Source organism: Arthrobacter crusticola (assembly GCF_004357995.1).
Lineage (GTDB): Bacteria > Actinomycetota > Actinomycetes > Actinomycetales > Micrococcaceae > Arthrobacter_D > Arthrobacter_D crusticola.
Window position 1 is genome coordinate 108,533 of sequence record NZ_SMTK01000004.1, and the last position, 18,933, is coordinate 127,465.

The window sequence follows — 18,933 nt, forward strand, 5'->3', positions numbered from 1 at the left end:
TGTTCGTGGGCAACTGGACTGTCAGCCGATCCCGAGTGCGGGCATTCCCAGCCCGAACTCGCGCCGCAGGGCGAGCTTCGCGGCATGGAATCCGGCCATGCCGTGGACGCCGGGCCCGGGCGGGGCCGACTGGGAGCAGAGGTAGACCCCCTTCAGCGGGGTCGCCCACGGGTGGGCCGCCAGCACCGGGCGGGCGATCATCTGGCGCAGGTCGACGGCACCCGAACCGAAGTCGCCGCCGACATAGTTTTCGTTGTACTCCCCGAGCTGGGCGGCCGTCGAGGAGTGCGAGTCGACGATCAGGTCGCGGAACCCGGGGGCAAAGCGTTCGATCTGGGCGGTGATGGCTTCGGTCATGTCCGTCGTGGAGCCGCGGGGCACGTGGCAGTAGGTCCAGAGGGTGTGCCGGCCGGCCGGCGCCCGGGTCGGGTCGAACAACGACGGCTGGGAGACAAGGACATAGGGGCGCTCCGGGTGGCGTCCTGCCTTGACGTCCGCCTCGGCTGCCGCCACCTCCGCGCGGGCTCCGCCGAGGTGGACGGTGCCGGCCCGGGCCACCTCGGAATTGGTCCACGGTACGGGGCCGGAGAGCAGGAAGTCGACCTTGCATGCCGCGTTGCCAAACCGGAACCTGCGCAGCGCCCGCGCGTACCCTTCAGGAAGCCGTCCCCGCGCCATCTCCACAAGCGCGGGCGGGGTAAGGTCCAGCAGGACAGCGCGGGCGCCGCCGAGCTCCGCGAGGGAGTGCACCCGGGAACCGGTGAGGATCTCGCCGCCGTGGGCTTCAATGTCCCGGGCCATGGCGTCGGCAATCGCCTGGGAACCGCCGACGGGGATGGCCCACCCGCCGGCGTGCGCAAGCAGGCCGAGGACCATCCCGGCTCCGGCGGCCGTGAGCGAGGGAAGCGGTCCGACGGGGTGCGCCATGACCCCGGTCAGCATCGCCGGGGCCTCCTCGCCCCGGAACCGCCGGTTCCAGGCCGGCGAGCCCTGATCGAGGACGGCCGCCGCGAGCCGGGCCGCGGCCAGCGGGTTCTTCGGCACGCGCAGCAGGTGGTTCAGGGTCAGCGCAAGGATGCCGTCCCGGGAATCGATAAGGGGCTGCATCAACCGCCGGTATGCCGGACCATCAGCACCCAGTTCCGCCACGGTCCGCTCCAGGCTGCGGTAGGCGATCCCCGCCCTCCCGGAATCGAGAGGGTGGGCGTAGGAGACCTCGGGGATGGCGAACCCGATGCGGCGGCGAAGCTCGAAGGAGGTGAAGAACTCCGAGACGAGGGCCATGGGGTGGACCGCCGAGCAGACATCGTGGACCGCCCCGTCCTCCATCAGCGGGAGGGTTCGGGATCCGCCTCCGATGGTCGCCGCGGCCTCGTGAACGCGTACTTTCAGCCCGGCCCGGGCCAGCACGACGCCCGCTGCGAGCCCGTTGGGTCCTGAACCCACAACCTCGACATCAACCATCGGTTCTCACCTTCCTCAGGCGGGCCGGCTCCCGGCGTCAGCGGCGGGCTGGGCGTCGGTGTCGGGCTGGGCGGGCGGGACAGTGGCCGGTCCGGTCCTGGCGGCGATGCTGCCCCGCGCCGCGGCCAGCACCTTCCGAGCAGCCCGCACCTGTCCCGGCAGGCTCCGTCGGGCGTGGAGGGCCGCGGCGAGTGCCCGGTACTGCAGCGGCTTCACGGGGAGGTCATATGTCGTAGGCACCACGACGACGTTCTTGGAGAAGTTCCGCTTGAACGTGGTGACATTGGCAAGCTGCGGGTAATTGTCGCTGACAATGCCGGTCAGGGCGCAGGTGCGGTTGCCCGCGGCCTTGAGCTCCCGGAAGGCTTCCCAGAGCAGGAGGTAGGGGGCGAAGATCCTGCGTGCCTGCTGGGTGCTTCCGGCGAAGTAGTAGACGGCAGAGCCACGGTACTCGCTGGTGATGAGCCAGCTCACCGGCTTTCCGTCGAGGTAGGCGACAAGCAGGCGGAGGTAGTCCCCCAGTTCAGTCAGGAGCGTTTCATAGTAGTCGGACGCAAAGCTTTCGAACCCATCGCGCTCGGCGGTCTCCCTCATGATCGGGAAAAGGTCCTGCCGGAAGGTCTCGCTCCATAGCTCGCGGGGAATACTCCGGACTTCAACCCCGGACTTCTGGGCACGGCGGATGCTGTTGCGGGCGTTGGGCTTGAAGCTCCGAAACAGGTCCTTCTCTTCCGGCGTGAGATCGACGACGATCTCCCGCTCGAACCAGCCGTGCTCCAGGGGGCCCTCCGCGGGCGGCTGCGGCGTCGATACCTGCATCCGTATATACAGCGGGTCGACCCGGGGGTCCGCTGCGAACTGCGCGAGGACAGTCGTCATCAGGGAGCGTTCGGCGGCCGGCGTCCGTTCCGTGAACCACACGGGGCCGTTGACCACCACAAGGGAGGTCCTCAGGCGCCGCTGGATGAGGAGGTAGCTGGCAACGGCGACGAGTGTTGCGCCGTCGTAGTAGGCCCAGATCCCGTAGGGACGGCGGCCCAGGGCAGCTTCGAACCCGGCCCAGTCCGGGGTCTGCTCGATCGGAACGACCACGTCGGGGTACCCGCCGACGAGCCGGTCGAAGTCCTCCGGGCCTAGTTTTTCGTATCGGAATGAAGCTGCGCTCACGTGGGTTCTTTCGCTGGGAATCCGTGCTCGCCCAAGCCTACCCGAGGCTTCAGCGGCGTGAACGGGGCCCGCACTTGAGCCTCCCGGGCAGAAGGCGGCGATCACCCTTGACCCTGCCGAGGCCCCCCGGAACCGGGCGCGGTGAACGCGGAGCCCGCATCGTTGGTAGAGTCCAACCGGCATACGTCCAAATGGACGTAGACTGGACATTCTCTGCCCGACCCTCCGTTACGGGGCTGAACGGGCCAATTACACTTCAGCGGGCTTTTTGAGGAGAACTGTGGGAACTAACCCCATCCGGGTGGCAATCATCGGCGTCGGCAACTGTGCCGCGTCCCTTGTACAGGGCGTGCACTACTACCGGGACGCGGATCCGTCGGCCAAGGTCCCCGGGCTGATGCACGTCAAGTTCGGCGACTACCACGTCAGCGATGTGCAGTTCGTCGCGGCCTTCGACGTCGACGGCAAGAAGGTCGGCCACGATCTCGCCGAAGCGATCGGTGCCAGTGAGAACAACACCATCAAGATCACCGACGTCCCCCCGACCGGCGTGATCGTCCAGCGCGGCCACACCCTCGACGGCCTGGGCAAGTACTACCGCGAAACCATCGTCGAGTCCGACGAAGAACCGGTCGACATCGTCGGCCAGCTCAAGGCCACCAAGGCCGACGTTCTCGTCTGCTACCTGCCGGTGGGCTCGGAGCACGCCGCGAAGTACTACGCCCAGTGCGCCATCGACGCAGGCGTCGCCTTCGTCAACGCCCTACCCGTCTTCATCGCGGGGACCAAGGAATGGGCCGACAAGTTCACCGCCGCCGGCGTGCCGATCGTCGGCGACGACATCAAGAGCCAGATCGGCGCGACCATCACGCACCGCGTGATGGCGAAGCTCTTCGAGGACCGTGGCGTCACCCTTGACCGCACGTACCAGCTGAACGTCGGCGGCAACATGGACTTCAAGAACATGCTCGAGCGCGACCGCCTGGAGTCCAAGAAGATCTCGAAGACCCAGGCCGTCACCTCGAACGTGAAGGCTGAACTTCACGCCGACGATGTGCACATCGGCCCCTCGGACTACGTGGCCTGGCTCGACGACCGAAAGTGGGCGTTCGTCCGCCTCGAGGGCCGCAACTTCGGTGACGCTCCGGTGTCGCTTGAGTACAAGCTCGAGGTGTGGGATTCCCCCAACTCCGCCGGTGTCATCATCGACGCCATCCGGGCGGCGAAGATTGCCCTCGACCGGGGCATCGGTGGACCGATCCTGTCGGCGTCGAGCTACTTCATGAAGTCCCCGCCCGAGCAGTACGCGGATGACATTGCCCACGAAAAGGTCGAGGCCTTCATCCGCGGCGACATCGAGCGTTAGCCTCCGCTTCAAGGCAAGTCCCGGCCGTCTTCCTGGTTCAGGCAGGCGGCCGGACCGTTTAAGGCACGGCCGACGAGTTCCCGGCCGGTCCGCTTCCGCCCACGGAGCGCGGCCGATCCGCGGGCAGCGTCCTAGAAGAGCCCGACCGCGTTGCCGTCGGCGTCCACGTCCATTCCGAGGGCTCCGGGAACCTTCGGCAGCCCCGGCATCGTCATGATCGCTCCGGTGAGGGCGATAATGAAGCCGGCGCCGGTCCTTGGGATGAGGTCCCGGACGTGCACCGTGAACCCGCTGGGCGCTCCGAGCCTGGTTGCGTCGTCGGAGAACGAATATTGGGTCTTGGCCATGCACACCGGCAGCCCGCTCCAGCCGTTCGCCTCGATCTCGGCGAGCCGGCGCAGTGCGGGCACCGAGAAATCGACATTGTCGGCCCCGTAGACCTCCTGCACGATGGTCCGGATCTTCACCTCCACCGGCTGCTCCAGCGGGTACAGGTGGTGGAAGTCCACTGGGCGGTCGAGGGCGGCCAGGACGGCCGCGGCCAGGGCGTCTCCCCCGGGTCCGCCGCCGCCCTGGCCCCACACGTCGGCGACGGCGGCGGCGACGCCCTGCGAGGCGCACCAGCCCAGCAGCCAGTCGAGCTCGGCGCCGCTGTCCGTGGCGAAACGGTTGATCGCCACAACCGGGGAATACCCGAACTTCTCCACATTGCGTACGTGCCGCAGCAGGTTGGCGGTGCCCGCCTCGAGCGCCGCGGCATTCGGTTCAGCCAGGTCCGCCTTGTCCACCCCACCGTGCATCTTAAGTGCGCGGATGGTGGCCACGATCACGACGGCGTCGGGAGCGACGTCGGCCGCGCGGGCCTTGATGTCGAGGAACTTTTCGGCCCCCAGGTCGGCACCGAAACCGGCCTCGGTGACGACGATGTCGGCCAGGCGACGGGCGGTCTGGGTGGCGACCACGGAGTTGCAGCCGTGGGCGATATTGGCGAACGGCCCACCGTGCACCAGGGCCGGGGTCCCGGCGATTGTCTGGACGAGGTTGGGCTTGAAAGCATCCTTCAGCAGCAGGGTCAGCGCCCCCTCGACCCCCAGCTGGGCGACGGTGAGCGGCTTGCGGTCATAGGAGTAGCCGAAGGTGATGCGTGAGAGCCGTTCCCGGAGGTCGGCGAGGTCGGTGGCCAGACAGAACACCGCCATGATCTCGGAGGCGGCCGTAATATCGAAGCCGTCCTGCCGGGGCGTACCCTCCGCCGGACCACCGAGACCCACCACCACGCTGCGCAGGGACCGGTCATTCATATCGAGGACCCGCCGGAAGGCCACACGCCGCGGGTCGATGTTCAGCGGGTTGCCCTGGTGGATTGAGTTATCGACGAGCGCCGCGAGCGCATTGTTCGCCGACGTGATGGCGTGGAAGTCCCCGGTGAAGTGGAGGTTGATCTCATCCATGGGCAGCACCTGTGAGTATCCGCCGCCGGCGGCGCCCCCCTTCATCCCCAGCACCGGCCCAAGGGAAGGCTCCCGCAGGGCGATCATCACGTGCTGGCCGGCCCGAGCGAGGGAGTCGGCGAGCCCCACGGTGCAGGTCGACTTCCCCTCGCCGGCGGGGGTTGGGCTCATGGCGCTGACCAGCACAACCCGCCCGGGGCGCCCGGGGCGATCCGCGAGGCGGGTGGGATCGATCTTCGCCTTGTACCGGCCGTAGGGCTCCAAGGCGTCACGTGGCACTCCCGCCGCGTCGGCAATTTCCTCGATAGGTCGGATCGCCGCGCGGCGCGCAATCTCCAGGTCGCTCATGGGCCTAACCTATCAGCGCAGTGCTGGTGCTCCGGCGAATCCTGCCCGATCCAAAACATATTCCGTCAGCGGCACATACAAGACCGGCGGCACATTGTCGTCGAGCGGGACGGCCACCTCGAGCTGGCCTTCGGCTTCGGACACAAAGAGGCCGGGATCGTTGCAGTCGGCGAATCCGAGTGCCGGCACGCCGGCGGCCGCGGCTTCTCCCGCCCAGCCGTGGTCGGCGACCACGAGCTCAGGTCCCGGCCGGCCGGCGGCAGCGAGGGACTCGAGCACCAGGCGCATCGGCTGCGGGTAATGGGTGTGCATCAGGTTCCCGTGCTGGTGCCAGGCGAGGACCCCCTGCACCTGGCGGACGTCCCCCTCCCGGAACCGGATCCCGTGCGGAATCTCCATCACCTCGGCGCCGGCCTGCGCCGCCGCGGACGCGAGGGCTGCGTGGACCGGAAGGAGACCTCCGGGATGGCCCGTGGCGAAGAGGATACGTTCCCCGGCCCGGACCGAGCGGCCCAGCCGGTCGGCGAAGCGGTCGAGTGCGGCCACGCACTTGGCGGCGTCGATGGTGTCCTGGCCCGTGGTGTGGGACGGGTCGGCGCTGGTGCCGACCTTCTCGTGCATCAGGGAGAAGACCTCGTCGAAGGTCCAGGGACGCGTGGTGCGCACGCCGAACTCGAGGTGCTCGTTTCCGTCGAGGAAGCGGCGCATGTGGTCGAGGTTGTTCTCCCGCGGAGTGGCCACCTCCCCGGTGATGCGGACGGAATCGAGGTAGCTGGCAAGTTCTTCGCGGTTCACCGTCCTATCCTAGGGCGGTCGGATCACCGGGCCGCAATGGAGGAGAAGCGCTCCACGGCGGTGCGGTAGCTTTGGGCCGTCAGCAGGGCGGTGCGCTGCCAGCCGAAGGCAAGGGCATGCACGGCGGCACCGCGCCCGAGCGCCTCCCGGTAGGGGGTGTCGTCGAACAACCGCTCCAGGGCGGCCGACCACCCCCCGGCGGAGTGCCCCTCAACGAGCAGGCCTGTCCGGCCATCACTCACGGCCTGGGGCAGCCCGCCCACATTGGCGGCGAGGACCGGCGTGCCGCAAGCCTGCGCCTCAAGCGCCACAAGCCCGAAGGATTCGCTGAAGGACGGCATGACGACGACGTCGGCCGCACGAAACCAGTGGGCGAGCTGGGCGGCCTTGACCGGTGGATACAGCCGCACGATGTCATGGAGCCCGGCGTCATCGATCAGTGGCTGCAGCTTCAGGGCGTCGGAGCCGCTGCGGGAGCCGAGGATGCTGACTGTCAGGGGGATGTCGGGACGGCGCTCCACGAGCTCGCGCACGGCGGCCACAAGCACCTGCGGTCCCTTGAGCTTCTGGATTCGTCCCGCAAACACGACATGGAAGGAACGCTGGGGGAACTGCAGCAGGGACCGGGAGATCTCACGCGAGCCGGGATTGAAGGTTTCGAGATCGACGCCGGGGGCCACCACGTCGATCCTCTCGGCGTGCGCCCCGTAGAGGGATTCAAGCTCCGAGGCCTCCGTCGAGGTGTTCGCGATCAGGCGGGCGGCTCCGGAGACGACGGCCTGCTCGCCACTGACCCGCACGGGCGGTTCGGCCGTGCCAAGGTTCTTCATCCTCAGGTTCTTGACCTTCGCCATGGTGTGCATGGAGTGGACGAGGGGCAGTTTCAGCTTGCGCGCGACAGTCAGGCCCACCGTTCCGGACACCCAGTAGTGGGAGTGAAGCACGTCGACGCCGCCGCCGGCCAGGGCGCCTGCAACTTCGGTCAGGGCCGCGGTGAAGGTCCCGGTCAGCTGGGGAAGGGCTTCCTTCGGAATGCGGTGGGGCGGGCCGGCGGCCAGGTGATGCACCCGGACGCCGTCCGCCATCTCTTCCCAGGAGGGCCGCTCCTCGCCCGTCCTTCGGGTGAAGATGTCGACTTCGACACCCACCCTCGCCAACTCCAGCGCTACGGAACGTACGTAGACGTTCATGCCGCCGGCGTCACCGGCTCCCGGCTGTTCGAGGGGGGAGGTATGGAGGGACAACATCGCCACACGTCTCACGGGGGGCATCGTTCCTCCTCTCCCCATGGTCCGCTTGTGACTAGCGTCTTGAACGATACAACGCCGCGGGGCGCCTCCACATTCCTCCGGCCGGGAGGCCGGTGCTCACCGGATGTTCAGGAAGTGCTGGGGCAGGAGGAAGCGGTCCGCACTGTCGCGAGCGGATCCCGCCTCCGGGCCCTGGATCTGCTGCCAGCGGGCAACATTCCGCCGCAGCGCCCTCAGCGTACGCTTCACCTTCCGCTTCCGATGGAAGCCCGGCATGGCCGTCGAGCCCTGTCGGCCGCCCAGAGAGGTGGGGCTGACCGCGTCGGATGGCACAGCGGGAAGGACCGTGAATGATCCGGACATAATAAATTGTCCAGTCCTGGGCATTTCAACATTCGAGGGTAATTGGTCATAAAGGGATTGCGACTTTGACACGGTTATCCTTCGGCAAGGGCAATTAAAGGGATAGAACTGGTATTCCGCGGCGCGAGAAAACCCGGGAGGGGCAGCGAAGAGAAGGCTGCCGTTCAAATGGGTCGGGTCACCCCGGAAGGGGGGCGCGCAGGCGCAGGGGCCGCTAGTGGCCGCGGATGACGAAGGTCGGATTGGGTCCGCGGGTCAGAAGGCCGCTCGACATGATATTCACAATCCCTACCTCCTGTCCGAAAGATAACCAGTAGAACCGATGACCCTGATGCTCTCTGGAATGTTCCGGAGGATCTCAGTGGCTCAAGAGTCAATCTACCCCATGCGGAGGCGCCGGCATAGGGTTCGAACTAATTAATTCAAATGTTTCTCGGTCTATTTCACCCTAGAGATTCCACTGAACAATGGCCGGGGTGCGCTTATCCCAGCCCAGGGAGCAGACAGCCGCCGTTCCCAGAACAAACCGCCGGCCCTCCATCGGAGCAAACTCCAGCCAGCGGGCAGCCACAACGCGGAGGAAGTGTCCGTGTGCCACCAGCAGGGCGTTCTGGACCGGCGGAGCATCGGGGTCATGGTCCGCCGGGGTGTGGCAGCCGGCCTGGACGCGCGAGATGATGCGGTCGGCCCGTGCGGCCACCTGCTCAAGGCTCTCCCCGTTGGGGGCGCCGTCCTTCCAGATCAGGTAGTCGGGGTTCTCGCGGCGCACCTGGGCGCTGTTGCGGCCTTCGTTATCCCCGTAATCCCATTCGTGAGCGTGCGGAACGATCTCGGGGTTGGGGAATCCGGCCAGCTCTGCGGTCCGGACGGCACGCTGGAGCGGCGAGCTCATCACCAGGTCGAAGTCGATGCCTGCGAGGTGCCGCTTTGCCTCAAGCGCCTGCTCCTCGCCGAACGGCGTCAGGGGCAGGTCGGTGAGCCCTGTGTAGTTTCCGTCCCGGGACCACTCGGTCTCGCCGTGGCGGAGCAGCCACAGCCGTGGAAGCGGGGTGCCTGCGGGGGTGGGATCGGGCTGCGCTGCCCCTGAGAGCGGACTCATAGTATCTCCTTTGATTCAGGTTGGTGGAACCACCAACTGCGGAGCCGCGCCTCGGCGGTTGCCGGGTCCAACGGTCCGTGTTCCATGCGCTCCTCGAGAAGATAGCGGTAGGCCCGCCCCACCACGGGGCCAGGTGTTATTCCGAGGAGGGCCATGATCTGCGCGCCGTCCAGGTCGGGGCGGATCATGGCAAGCTCTTCCTGTTCGGCCAGGGCGGAGATGCGGGCCTCAAGGTCGTCGTAGGCAAAGGCAAGTCGTTCCACCTGACGCCGGTTGCGCGTTGTCACATCCGAGCGGACCAGCCGGTGTAGCCGCTCCAGCAGCGGCCCCGCATCGGTCACATAACGGCGCACGGCCGAATCGGTCCAGCCGGCCTCACCGTAGCCGTAGAACCGCATGTGCAGTTCCACAAGGCGGGACACGGCCTTGATGGTGTCGTTGTCGAAGCGCAGCGCGCGCATGCGCCGGGCGGCCAGTTTCGCGCCCACCGCGTCGTGGTGGCGGAAGCTGACGGCGTTTCCGGGGCCGAACTTCCGGGTGGCGGGCTTCCCGATGTCATGGAGCAGAGCCGCAAAGCGCAGCACGAAGTCGGGTCCCGGGACGGGCCCGTCGGCGTCGGTTTCCGACGCACAGGCCTGCTCGAGGACGGTAAGGGAGTGCCGGTAGACGTCCTTGTGCCGGTGATGTTCGTCGATCTCAAGCCGCAGCGCTGACACCTCGGGAAGCACATGGTCGGCCAGTCCCGTCTCGACGAGGAGGTCGATGCCGCGGCCGGGAGCGCGGCCGTTGACCAGCTTGACGAGTTCGTCCCGGATCCGTTCGGCCGAGATGATTCCGATCCGCTCCGCCATGGCCGACATCGCTTCGGCCACCTCCGGGGCGACGCTCACTCCGAGCTGGGAGGCGAAGCGGGCCGCGCGCATCATCCTCAGTGGATCGTCGGAGAACGACGACGACGGCGCGCCCGGTGTGCGCAGGACGCCGGCGTGCAGATCCTTCACCCCGCCGAAGGGGTCGACGAGCTCCATCGCGGGAAGGGTCAGGGCCATCGCGTTGACGGTGAAGTCGCGCCGGAGCAGGTCCTCCTCGAGGTTCGAACCGAAGGCCACGGACGGGTTCCTTGAACCCGGGTCATACGCGTCGGCACGGTAGGTGGTGATTTCGATCTGGTGGGAGCCCCGGCGCAGCCCGATGGTGCCAAAGGCCCGCCCGATCTCCCAGTAGGCGTCCGCCCAGCCGCGGATCACGGCGAGGGTCTGGTCCGGATTGGCATTGGTCGTGAAGTCGAGGTCCGGGGAGCTCCGGCCCAGGAAAAGGTCGCGGACCGGTCCCCCAACCAGTGAAAGCTCATAGCCGGCTTCGCTGAAGAGCTCTCCGAGCTCGGTGACGACCGGCGGGAGCGGCATGGTCAGGGTCGATTTGTCCAACGGGTGCACCATAGTCCCTTAAGCGTGCCAGATTGAGAGCCAAATTCCATGCCGGGGCCGCCCACCGCGCCCGCTGCGGCCCCATCAGTTCCGGCCCGTCCGGCCTGCCGCCGTCATTGCCTGCCGTTAAAGATCGTTAGAGTGGTCTGCATGGACCGACCCGTTCCAAGTGCACCTAAACGCACCCCGTTGACAGTGTCAATGGGAAGCCCGGGCACGCCTGCGCCGCAGCACCAGCTGCCCACAGTGGAGGAGGTGTCTGCGGGCGGGATCGTTGTGGACACTACCAGCGGGACCCTGAATGTCGCGATTATTGCGCGCCTGAACCGCGGCGGCAGGCTGGAATGGTGCCTCCCCAAGGGCCATCCTGAGAACCAGGAAGACAGCGAGCAGGCGGCGGTCCGCGAGATCGAGGAAGAGACCGGTATACGCGGTGACATCCTCACCGCGCTGGGTAGCATCGATTACTGGTTCACTGTCAGCGGACACAGGGTGCACAAGACTGTTCACCACTTCCTCCTCGTCGCCACCGGCGGACACCTGACCATCGAGAACGATCCCGACCATGAGGCGGTCGACGTCGCATGGGTCCCCCTTGACGAGCTGGGGCGGAAACTTTCCTTCCCCAATGAACGGCGCATCGCGGATCTGGCCCGCGAGGTCCTGCCCAATTACCTCTGACGCACCGCGTCACGCAAGGAGACGAACGTTCTCAATGTCCGAAAGCAACACAGCCTCGATCCCGGTGCAGGACACCGGCGTGCTGGCCGAGCGCCCCCAGCGGCGTCCTGACGGACCGTCCGCGGGACCGAACGGCACCGCCGCAGCCGGCGGCGGCACGGGAGAAGACACCACCGCCCGCTCCAGCGCCATCATGGCCGCCGGAACCCTCGTCTCGCGGCTTCTCGGCCTGATCCGCGTCGCGCTGCTCGCCACGGCGATCGGCACCCTCGGCCAGGTCTCCGACCTGTTCCCTGCGGCGAACAACCTGCCCAACTTCATCTACCTGATGGTGGCCGGCGGCGTCTTCAACGCCGTCCTGGTTCCGCAGATCATTAAGGCAAGCCGGAAGGAGGACCGGGGGGCGGACTACATCAGCCGCCTCATCACCCTCGCAGCCTGCGGGCTGCTGGTCCTGACGGTCCTTGCGACGCTCGCTGCCCCTTTCATCGCGGACCTCGTAAGCAACGTCTCCGGTGCCCGCCTGGCACTGGTGACCACCTTTGCCTATTGGTGCCTGCCGCAGATCTTCTTTTACGGGCTGTACGCCATCATCGGCCAGGTGCTGAACGCCAATGGATCCTTCGGCCCGTATACCTGGGCGCCCGTGGTCAACAATGTCATCTCCATCGGCTTCCTCACTGCCTTTATCGTGGTCCTGGGCCCGGAAAGCACCGCCGGGCACACCCCGGAGAACTGGACGCTCACCCACACCCTCCTGCTGGCCGGCGGCACCACCCTCGGCATCGTCGTTCAGGCGCTTGTGCTGTTCCTTCCGCTGAGGAAGCTCGGCCTAGGTCTGAGCCCCCGGTTCGGCTGGCGTGGCGTCGGCTTCGGCCAGACCGGAAAGCTCGCATCGGTCACCATCATCACCATGCTCGTCGGCAACGGTCTGTATCTGGTGAACCAGTGGGTGGCCACCATCGCCACGGAGGCACGCGCCGACTACGCCAGCCGTAAACCACCCCAGCCCATCGCGGGTCTAGCGAACCTTGAGATCGGTTCATTGGTCTATGTCCTGCCCCATTCGGTCATCGCCGTCTCCCTAGCCACAGTCCTGTTCAATCAGCTCGCGGCGGCACACGCCGACAACAACCTCGCCGCACTCAGGGACACCCTCTCGCGCGGGCTGCGCACGATCGGGGTGGCGACGGTGTTCGGGGCCGCGGCCCTGCTGACCCTGGCCGTGCCGCTGGGAATGCTCTTCAGCGGCGGATCCCAGGCGAGCGGTGCGATCAATGCGGTGATCATCGCCCTGCTGGCCCTGGGCGCCCCGTTCCTTAGCGCCAACTTCTTCCTGAACCGGGTGTTCTATGCCCGGGAGGATGTCGTCACTCCCCTGAAGATCCAGCTGATCCTTTCGGTTCTGGGAGTGGCTCTCGCCCTCACCGCCGGAGCCTTCCGGCCCGACCTGATCGTGCCGATGCTCGCCGTAGGCTACTCTGTGGGCAATGTGGTGGCAGTGGCGGTGAGCCACTTTTTCCTCCGGCGGACTATCGGGCGGTACGGCGCCGGGCACATCTTCGATGTGCATGTGCGCCTCACCGTCGCCGGGATCGCCGCCGCCGCCGGCGGCTCGGCCCTTCTCTGGCTGGCGGGGGCATACCGGCCCGACGGTTTCGTCTGGCAGTCCGTCCTGCACTCGACCGCCGTCCTCATTGTCGGGGGCACGGTGATGGCCCTGATCTACCTCGCCGCGCTGAGGGCCTTGAAGGTCAGCGAGCTCAGCGAATTCCTCTCCCCGCTGCTCGCCCGGTTTAAGCGGTAAGGGAACTGACGCCGTAACCCGGTGAACAGGCGGTCGACCGGTAGCATGGGTAAAAATCAGCCAGCTTGCAGCGGGAGGAACACGTGCCAGAAGCAGTAGACGTCGGTTCAGTGCTAGGGGGCCGATACAAAGTCACCGCCTATGTGCTGGCTTCTGCTGACAAGGACCTTGTGCTCGATGGCGTGGACCAGGTCCTGAACCGCCCCGTCAGCATCCTTGTCGCCTCACCCGACAACGCCGGCCAAGTGGCCGCCAGTGCGCGCGAGGTGGCAACCGGTGAGCGTCCCGGAACGATTCAGGTCCTCGACCTGGGAATCACCGATGGAGGCACCTACCTCGTCACCAACCGGGCCTCCGCCGCCGACTTGCTGGACCTGATCGTGCAGCAGGACGCGCCGTACATCGAACCGTTCTTCACCGACACCCTGGGTTCGGAAATCTTCGGGGTGGCGCGGTCCACCGAGCCGGAGACCTACGACGAAGACCACTACGAGGAGCGTGAACACGCCGAGCGCCGCTCACCATTCGCCAGTCTGTCGAAGAAGTTCGGCCGGCCGGCGGCGGGAGCCACCGCGGAGGATGCCCAGCCGGTGACTGCCGGTGGGGCAGGGACCGCCGAGCAGCGTGCCGTCGGTACCGAGTCGATCCCAAAGGCTTCCCGGCCGGTCCCACCCGCTCCGGCGATGCCGCCGGCGGGGTCGCCCGGCCCCTCCCGCGGATCAGGTACCGACTCGAGCCGGCGGGAGGATCCCAACCCGAAGGTGACCCGCCTGCCCAGTGAGCCGGAGTCATCGAGCCCGGGCAGGACTGCCGGCGCCGCCCTCGGCGCCTCGGCCCTGGGGGCGTCGGCCGCTGCCGGGCGACCGGAGCGGGCTCCTTCCCGCTTCCCGGCCTCCACCCCCGTAGACGCCGACGACCGGGATGAGTACGAGGACGACCGCCCCGAAGGCAACCGGAAGTTCACCCGGATCCTGGTGGGAGCAGTTCTGTCGCTGCTTCTGATCATCGCTGTGGTCCTCGCCGCGACAACCATCGGCGGACTGTCCAACCCGACAGCCAATGACGACCCCACAACCGCCGGTGGTGAAACCCAGGGAGCGGAATCCACGCCGCCTTCCGGGGCTGCCACCGAGTCCGCGCAGCCCGCCGCGGAAACGGTCCCCCCCGTCATCACCGGCGTGACGCGGCTGGTTCCCAGCAACCAGAACCTCGACGCCCCGAACGACGCAAACCTACCCCTGACCGTGGACAACAACCCGGCGACCTTCTGGGGAAGCTATGTCTACGCTAACGACGTCTTCGGCGGACTGGCGCAGAGCCTCGCCCTCGTGGTCGAACTCGAAGAGGAATCGACAATCTCAGAGGTAAAAATCGACCAGTTGAACGGTACCGGCGGAAACTTCTCGGTGCTGCTCAACGACGCCCCCACCCTGGAGGGAGCGGAGCAGATCGCCCAGGGGGGCTTCACCGGGCCGTCCATCACCACACCAGTTCCGGAAGGGGACGACGGACCCGCCACGGCACGCTACGTGATCGTCAACTTCACCCAGCTGCCCCGGCTCTCGAACATTCAGGCGCAGTTCCCCTGGGGACTGCGTATCGCCGAGATCGGCGTTTCCTAGGAAGCGCGGTGGCTCCCTCGACACGGCGCGTCCTCCCGGACGCGCCCCCCGGAATAACCCGAGGACAGGCATGGTTGTGCTAGGGGTCCGCGGAGATCCATGCGCAGGCTACTGCAGCGTGCACCCAGATAGGAAGGTTCACCGTAAACGTGACAACTGAAACCCAGACCGCAGCAGGCGGCACCACCGAAGGCGAGCAGAAAATCCACGATGTCATCATCGTGGGATCCGGACCTTCGGGATACACCGCCGCCGTGTACGCGGCAAGGGGGAACCTGAAGCCGCTCCTGATCGCGAGTTCCGTCAAGGCCGGTGGTGAGCTGATGAACACCACCGATGTTGAGAACTACCCGGGGTTCCCCGAGGGAGTCCTCGGCCCGGAGCTGATGGAGAACTTCGAGAAGCAGGCGGCACGCTTCGGCACCGAAATCCTCTTCGAGGATGTTGTCTCCGTCGAGCTGACCGGTGAGGTCAAGAAGGTGACCATCGGGACGGGAGAGACCTTCCTGGCCCGCGCTGTGATCATCTCCACTGGCTCGGCGTACCGTGAACTGGGCCTTGAGGATGAAAAGCGCCTTTCCGGCCACGGCGTGAGCTGGTGTGCCACGTGTGACGGCTTCTTCTTCGGCAACCAGGACATCGCGGTCATCGGCGGCGGTGACTCCGCGCTCGAGGAAGCACTCTTCCTGACCAAGTTTGCCCGCTCCGTCACCGTCGTGCACCGTCGGGACACCCTGAGGGCCTCGAAAATCATGCAGGACCGCGCTCTGGCCAACGAGAAGATCCGCTTTATTTGGAACTCCGAAGTCACCGGCATCCGTGGCGAGAGCAAGGTCACCGGAATCCAGCTCAAGAGCACGGTCGACGGTGCGACCAGCGACCTGGATGTCACCGGCGTGTTCGTCGCCATCGGCAACGACCCGCGCATCGAGCTGGTCAAGGACCAGCTGACCCTGACGCCGGAGGGCACCATCGCCGTCGTCGGCAGGACCTCGAAGACCTCACTGCCCGGCGTCTTCGCTGCCGGCGATGTCATCGACCCCACCTACCGTCAGGCGATTACGGCAGCCGGCTCGGGAGCCGCGGCTGCCATTGATGTCGAGCACTACCTGGCCGACCTCGGCGACGCCGCGAAGACCGCGGCCGCAGTTCCCACGCCCCCGGCCGAAACCGTGTCCGAGCAGGCTTTCGTCTAATCCACAAAGGGAGATACCAATGAGCACTACCAAAGATGTAAGCGAAGCGACCTTCGAGGCGGACGTCCTCCAGGCCCAGAAACCGGTAATTGTTGATTTCTGGGCTGAGTGGTGTGGCCCCTGTCGTATGCTTTCGCCCATCCTCGATGCGATCGCCGGAGAGCACTCCGAGAAGATCGACGTCGTCAAGGTGAACGTCGACGACAACCCCGCCATCGCCGCAAAGTACGGAATCACCTCGATTCCGGCGGTATACGTCTTCAAGGACGGCGAGGTGGCGGCTAAGTCCATCGGCGCCAAGCCCAAGCAGGTTCTTGAGCAGGAATTCTCAGCCTTCATCAACTAAGGCTCAGCAGCCCTTCGCGGCTCACAAGGCCGGCCGTCCCCAGGGGCGGCCGGCCTTTCCTTTTGCCGGTCGACCCCCGGGACCGCCCACCGACGGAACCGGGCAGCGCACAGCGGTCCTTCCGCTCTGTCGCCGCACCGGGGGGGTGGGCCGCACCGCCCCAGGGCAGGAGCACCCACGCGGAGTGCCCAGCAGGGCCGGAGGAGGGCCAGGGAGGACGCGCGCTGCCCTCTCCGGCCTCGCGCAGCGAGGGAGGCGTCCGTGCCTCTCTTGGGCCTCCGCAGCCGCGGGAGGGCACGGGGACCGCTCTTTGGCGGCGGGGGCTGCGGGAGAGTGCCGTGGAGCGGCCGCCTCGATGCGTGCGGTGAAGGGCTCCGGCCGCTCCTTCCCACCACGGACGACGAGATGTCGCCCGGCGGGACAAGGAGTCCGGGTCGGTCCTTGGAGCGGGGTGATGCAGTAGTGGTAGGGCCTCGATCGTGAGACCGCCATGGACGGCAATGTAGGCGTACGCCCGCCGTTCACCCGCCGAACAAGGGCGCGCTACGGGTCCTGTTTCACGTGAAACGCCTGACCGTCCATCGAAGCGTGCCCGCGGCGACGAGGCGTTCAACCCCCCTCCATAGGTTGTCGAATGAGGCTCGACGGACGAAGTCAGGCTCTCACGATGGTTCCACACCGGTCCGAAATCGTCCTGAAGGTGCGGCCAATTTGGGCACCCAGTGCGACGGTGATTTGTGCCTTTGCTCCGTCTCCTGGAGGTGCACCTACGTGGGGACAATGAGCCGGCAGCCGAAGGCGGGCTGCATCGTGGACCGTCCGCTCCCCGCGCGCCGAGGACCTGGTTATCAGTTTCACGTGAAACCCCGCCCGGGGTGCCAGGACCATGCCATTTTCCGCCGGATCGCCGATCAGGGCGTCCATACCCATGACCCCGCGCTTCTCCCGGGCGTGGAGCTACCAGCCCGACAATGAAGATCCACAATGGCTGCGGAGTCGCAGAATGCACCACCGTCTAGGGGCCCTGGGCCAGGCGTTCCACGACGCCCAGCCCGACGCTTCTGCGGCGTCGTACAGCAGACGACCGGCCTGGACTGTGGTCGACCGGCTTATCCGCTGAGGGGTTCTCGACCCTTTTGACCTATGGGGCAATCTGCATGGACTCCGGGGCAATCTGCTGTCCTCGCGCCGCTGTGCCCCGTTTCACGTGAAACGGGGCAGGCACAACAGCCTTCTACCGCGGTCCCTCCGAGCGAGTGAGCACCTTTGGAACCGATGGACGCAGGGCGAGAGCCCGGCGCCGTTCGCCCGTCGGCTCCCGTGCGCGCACCGCGGGTGCGCCGGGCATGCCGACAAGACCCTGAAGCACCTACGCTGCCGTGTCGAAAGGAGAAGAGCCGGCCCGAAGATCGGGCACCCGGCAATCCAGTGGGGTACTGCAGCGTCTCCAGTGATGGTGCGTGCCCCGGGAAAACACCGGTTTCACGTGAAACCGGACCAGATCCGCTCAGCGGCCTCAGGTGTCCTGCCGCCTGATCACCCGCAAAGCGGGACGACCGAGCTGGTCGCCGCCGAAGGGATAAGACTGTGCCGGTCGAAGCGGACGCGGTCGTTACTGCGCGGGCACCTCTGCACAACGCCCCTCGGCGTTGATGGGGCTGCAAGGTTTCACGTGAAACCCCGGCGGCTGCGAACCGCTGTGGCCGCAAAACGTGGTCGATGCCGACGACGAGCGGGATCCGGCAGTCCGGCGCATAACCTCTCCCGCAGGCACCGGGCAGCGGGGTGGGCCCCCTCCGCCCTATGGTGCCGGCTGCGTAGCGCCGCCGTCCAGGCTCCACGCTTATGGCTGAGGGGACGGCGTGAACTGCCATAGGCGTGGCGCGGTGCCCGTACTCGGTGGGTGATACCCCGCAACTCGGCGCAGCGAATGTGACACCCGCGCGCACGACAGAATCAGCCACGGTGCCGTGCCCCTGGGAGGTGTCATCCGGGCGTTCCGCTGCGGTCTGCGCCTGCGCCGCCGCCAAACGTCCGCCTGGCGTTCCGTCGGTCTGCTCGCCGCTCCACCGCACCGTAGCGTGTTAGAAGCTGGTTCAAGAGACCGTCGGCTGCGCGGCATAGAGCACGACCCCACGTTTCACGTGGAACGGGGGCCCTCTGCATCCAACTACTCCCGGCCGATCCCCAGGGCGCCTCGAAGAGGGCAGGGATCCGACCGGATTTCCCGCCGGGCACCGCGTCCGTCGCATCCAGCGGTGTCAGATGAACCCACCGGCTTCCTATCTCGTCAGAGAACCGCGTGCCATCCACCTCCCAGGTGGGGGCTTTCGCGGAGCTCCGACCTTCGTCCTCGCCATCTCCGGCGGCCGTTTCACGTGAAACGGCACCGCTATTGGCTAACCAGGACACCAGGCTTCCATGCGTCTAAGAGCCAGGGGGCCGATCACTGGCTTTATCGGGCTCGGAAACGATTGGAACCACGCCCCACACAAAAGGCAGACGCCAGCCGCCGTCGTCCGGCTTCGTTTCACGTGAAACAGCCAGGACC

General features: G+C 66.8%; 14 protein-coding genes. 6 read left to right on the plus strand and 8 right to left on the minus strand.

The features are described 5' to 3' along the window. Positions 1–21: 21 nt before the first annotated feature. Positions 22–1,464: a phytoene desaturase family protein gene (locus E2F48_RS12200; RefSeq protein ID WP_133404263.1), complete on the minus strand. Its 1,443-nt coding sequence runs from the start codon at positions 1,462–1,464 to the stop codon at positions 22–24. A 15-nt stretch (positions 1,465–1,479) separates the two neighbouring features. Next, positions 1,480–2,631, minus strand: a complete 1,152-nt coding sequence (locus E2F48_RS12205; RefSeq protein ID WP_165968761.1) for a lipid II:glycine glycyltransferase FemX — start codon at positions 2,629–2,631, stop codon at positions 1,480–1,482. 280 nt (positions 2,632–2,911) lie between these two features. Between E2F48_RS12205 and E2F48_RS12210 the strand changes: the two genes are divergently transcribed. Then, positions 2,912–3,997, plus strand: coding sequence for an inositol-3-phosphate synthase (locus E2F48_RS12210; RefSeq protein ID WP_133404265.1), 1,086 nt, complete (start codon positions 2,912–2,914; stop codon positions 3,995–3,997). A 131-nt stretch (positions 3,998–4,128) separates the two neighbouring features. Here the strand turns inward: E2F48_RS12210 and E2F48_RS12215 are convergent, their stop codons facing one another. From E2F48_RS12215 to E2F48_RS12240, 6 genes are all read right to left on the minus strand, one after another. Continuing rightward, positions 4,129–5,796, minus strand: coding sequence for a formate--tetrahydrofolate ligase (locus E2F48_RS12215; protein WP_133404266.1), 1,668 nt, complete (start codon positions 5,794–5,796; stop codon positions 4,129–4,131). A 12-nt stretch (positions 5,797–5,808) separates the two neighbouring features. After that, entirely contained in the window at positions 5,809–6,591 is a 783-nt protein-coding gene (locus tag E2F48_RS12220) for a phosphatase (RefSeq protein WP_133404267.1), read from the minus strand. Positions 6,592–6,614: 23 nt separating this feature from the next. After that, positions 6,615–7,862 (minus strand): D-inositol-3-phosphate glycosyltransferase, encoded by a 1,248-nt coding sequence (mshA, locus tag E2F48_RS12225; protein ID WP_133404268.1) that lies wholly within the window; start codon positions 7,860–7,862, stop codon positions 6,615–6,617. 96 nt (positions 7,863–7,958) lie between these two features. Further along, positions 7,959–8,204: a hypothetical protein gene (locus E2F48_RS12230; protein WP_133404269.1), complete on the minus strand. Its 246-nt coding sequence runs from the start codon at positions 8,202–8,204 to the stop codon at positions 7,959–7,961. Between the two features lie 448 nt (positions 8,205–8,652). After that, positions 8,653–9,303: a histidine phosphatase family protein gene (locus E2F48_RS12235; RefSeq protein WP_133404270.1), complete on the minus strand. Its 651-nt coding sequence runs from the start codon at positions 9,301–9,303 to the stop codon at positions 8,653–8,655. Beyond that, positions 9,300–10,742, minus strand: a complete 1,443-nt coding sequence (locus tag E2F48_RS12240) for a CCA tRNA nucleotidyltransferase (RefSeq protein WP_133404271.1) — start codon at positions 10,740–10,742, stop codon at positions 9,300–9,302. Before E2F48_RS12240 ends, E2F48_RS12235 begins: the two co-directional genes overlap by 4 nt. A 138-nt stretch (positions 10,743–10,880) precedes the next feature. On the opposite strand from E2F48_RS12240, the gene E2F48_RS12245 reads away from it, so the two are divergent. From E2F48_RS12245 to trxA, 5 genes are all read left to right on the plus strand, one after another. Beyond that, complete coding sequence (locus E2F48_RS12245) at positions 10,881–11,411, plus strand: NUDIX hydrolase (protein ID WP_133404272.1); 531 nt, start codon at positions 10,881–10,883, stop codon at positions 11,409–11,411. A 34-nt stretch (positions 11,412–11,445) separates the two neighbouring features. After that, a complete protein-coding gene (gene murJ, locus E2F48_RS12250) occupies positions 11,446–13,218 on the plus strand; it encodes a murein biosynthesis integral membrane protein MurJ (protein WP_133404273.1) in 1,773 nt (590 codons plus the stop codon). 83 nt (positions 13,219–13,301) lie between these two features. Further along, positions 13,302–14,840 carry an ABC transporter substrate-binding protein gene (locus E2F48_RS17430; protein WP_185149818.1) on the plus strand — a complete coding sequence of 513 codons (1,539 nt, stop codon included), beginning with the start codon at positions 13,302–13,304 and terminating at the stop codon, positions 14,838–14,840. A gap of 149 nt (positions 14,841–14,989) precedes the next feature. Next, positions 14,990–16,036: a thioredoxin-disulfide reductase gene (gene trxB, locus E2F48_RS12260; protein ID WP_133404274.1), complete on the plus strand. Its 1,047-nt coding sequence runs from the start codon at positions 14,990–14,992 to the stop codon at positions 16,034–16,036. A gap of 19 nt (positions 16,037–16,055) precedes the next feature. Next, positions 16,056–16,382, plus strand: coding sequence for a thioredoxin (gene trxA, locus E2F48_RS12265; protein ID WP_120165928.1), 327 nt, complete (start codon positions 16,056–16,058; stop codon positions 16,380–16,382). Positions 16,383–18,933 lie beyond the last annotated feature (2,551 nt).

Excerpts from the sequence above, each read along its gene's own strand:
- E2F48_RS12200 (WP_133404263.1), bottom strand. The coding sequence starts at position 1,464 with ATGGTTGATGTCGAGGTTGTGGGTTCAGGACCCAACGGGCTCGCAGCG.
- E2F48_RS12215 (WP_133404266.1), bottom strand. The coding sequence starts at position 5,796 with ATGAGCGACCTGGAGATTGCGCGCCGCGCGGCGATCCGACCTATCGAG.
- mshA (WP_133404268.1), bottom strand. The coding sequence starts at position 7,862 with ATGCCCCCCGTGAGACGTGTGGCGATGTTGTCCCTCCATACCTCCCCC.
- E2F48_RS12230 (WP_133404269.1), bottom strand. The coding sequence starts at position 8,204 with ATGTCCGGATCATTCACGGTCCTTCCCGCTGTGCCATCCGACGCGGTC.
- E2F48_RS12235 (WP_133404270.1), bottom strand. The coding sequence starts at position 9,303 with ATGAGTCCGCTCTCAGGGGCAGCGCAGCCCGATCCCACCCCCGCAGGC.
- E2F48_RS12240 (WP_133404271.1), bottom strand. The coding sequence starts at position 10,742 with ATGGTGCACCCGTTGGACAAATCGACCCTGACCATGCCGCTCCCGCCG.
- E2F48_RS12245 (WP_133404272.1), top strand. The coding sequence starts at position 10,881 with ATGGACCGACCCGTTCCAAGTGCACCTAAACGCACCCCGTTGACAGTG.
- murJ (WP_133404273.1), top strand. The coding sequence starts at position 11,446 with ATGTCCGAAAGCAACACAGCCTCGATCCCGGTGCAGGACACCGGCGTG.
- trxA (WP_120165928.1), top strand. The coding sequence starts at position 16,056 with ATGAGCACTACCAAAGATGTAAGCGAAGCGACCTTCGAGGCGGACGTC.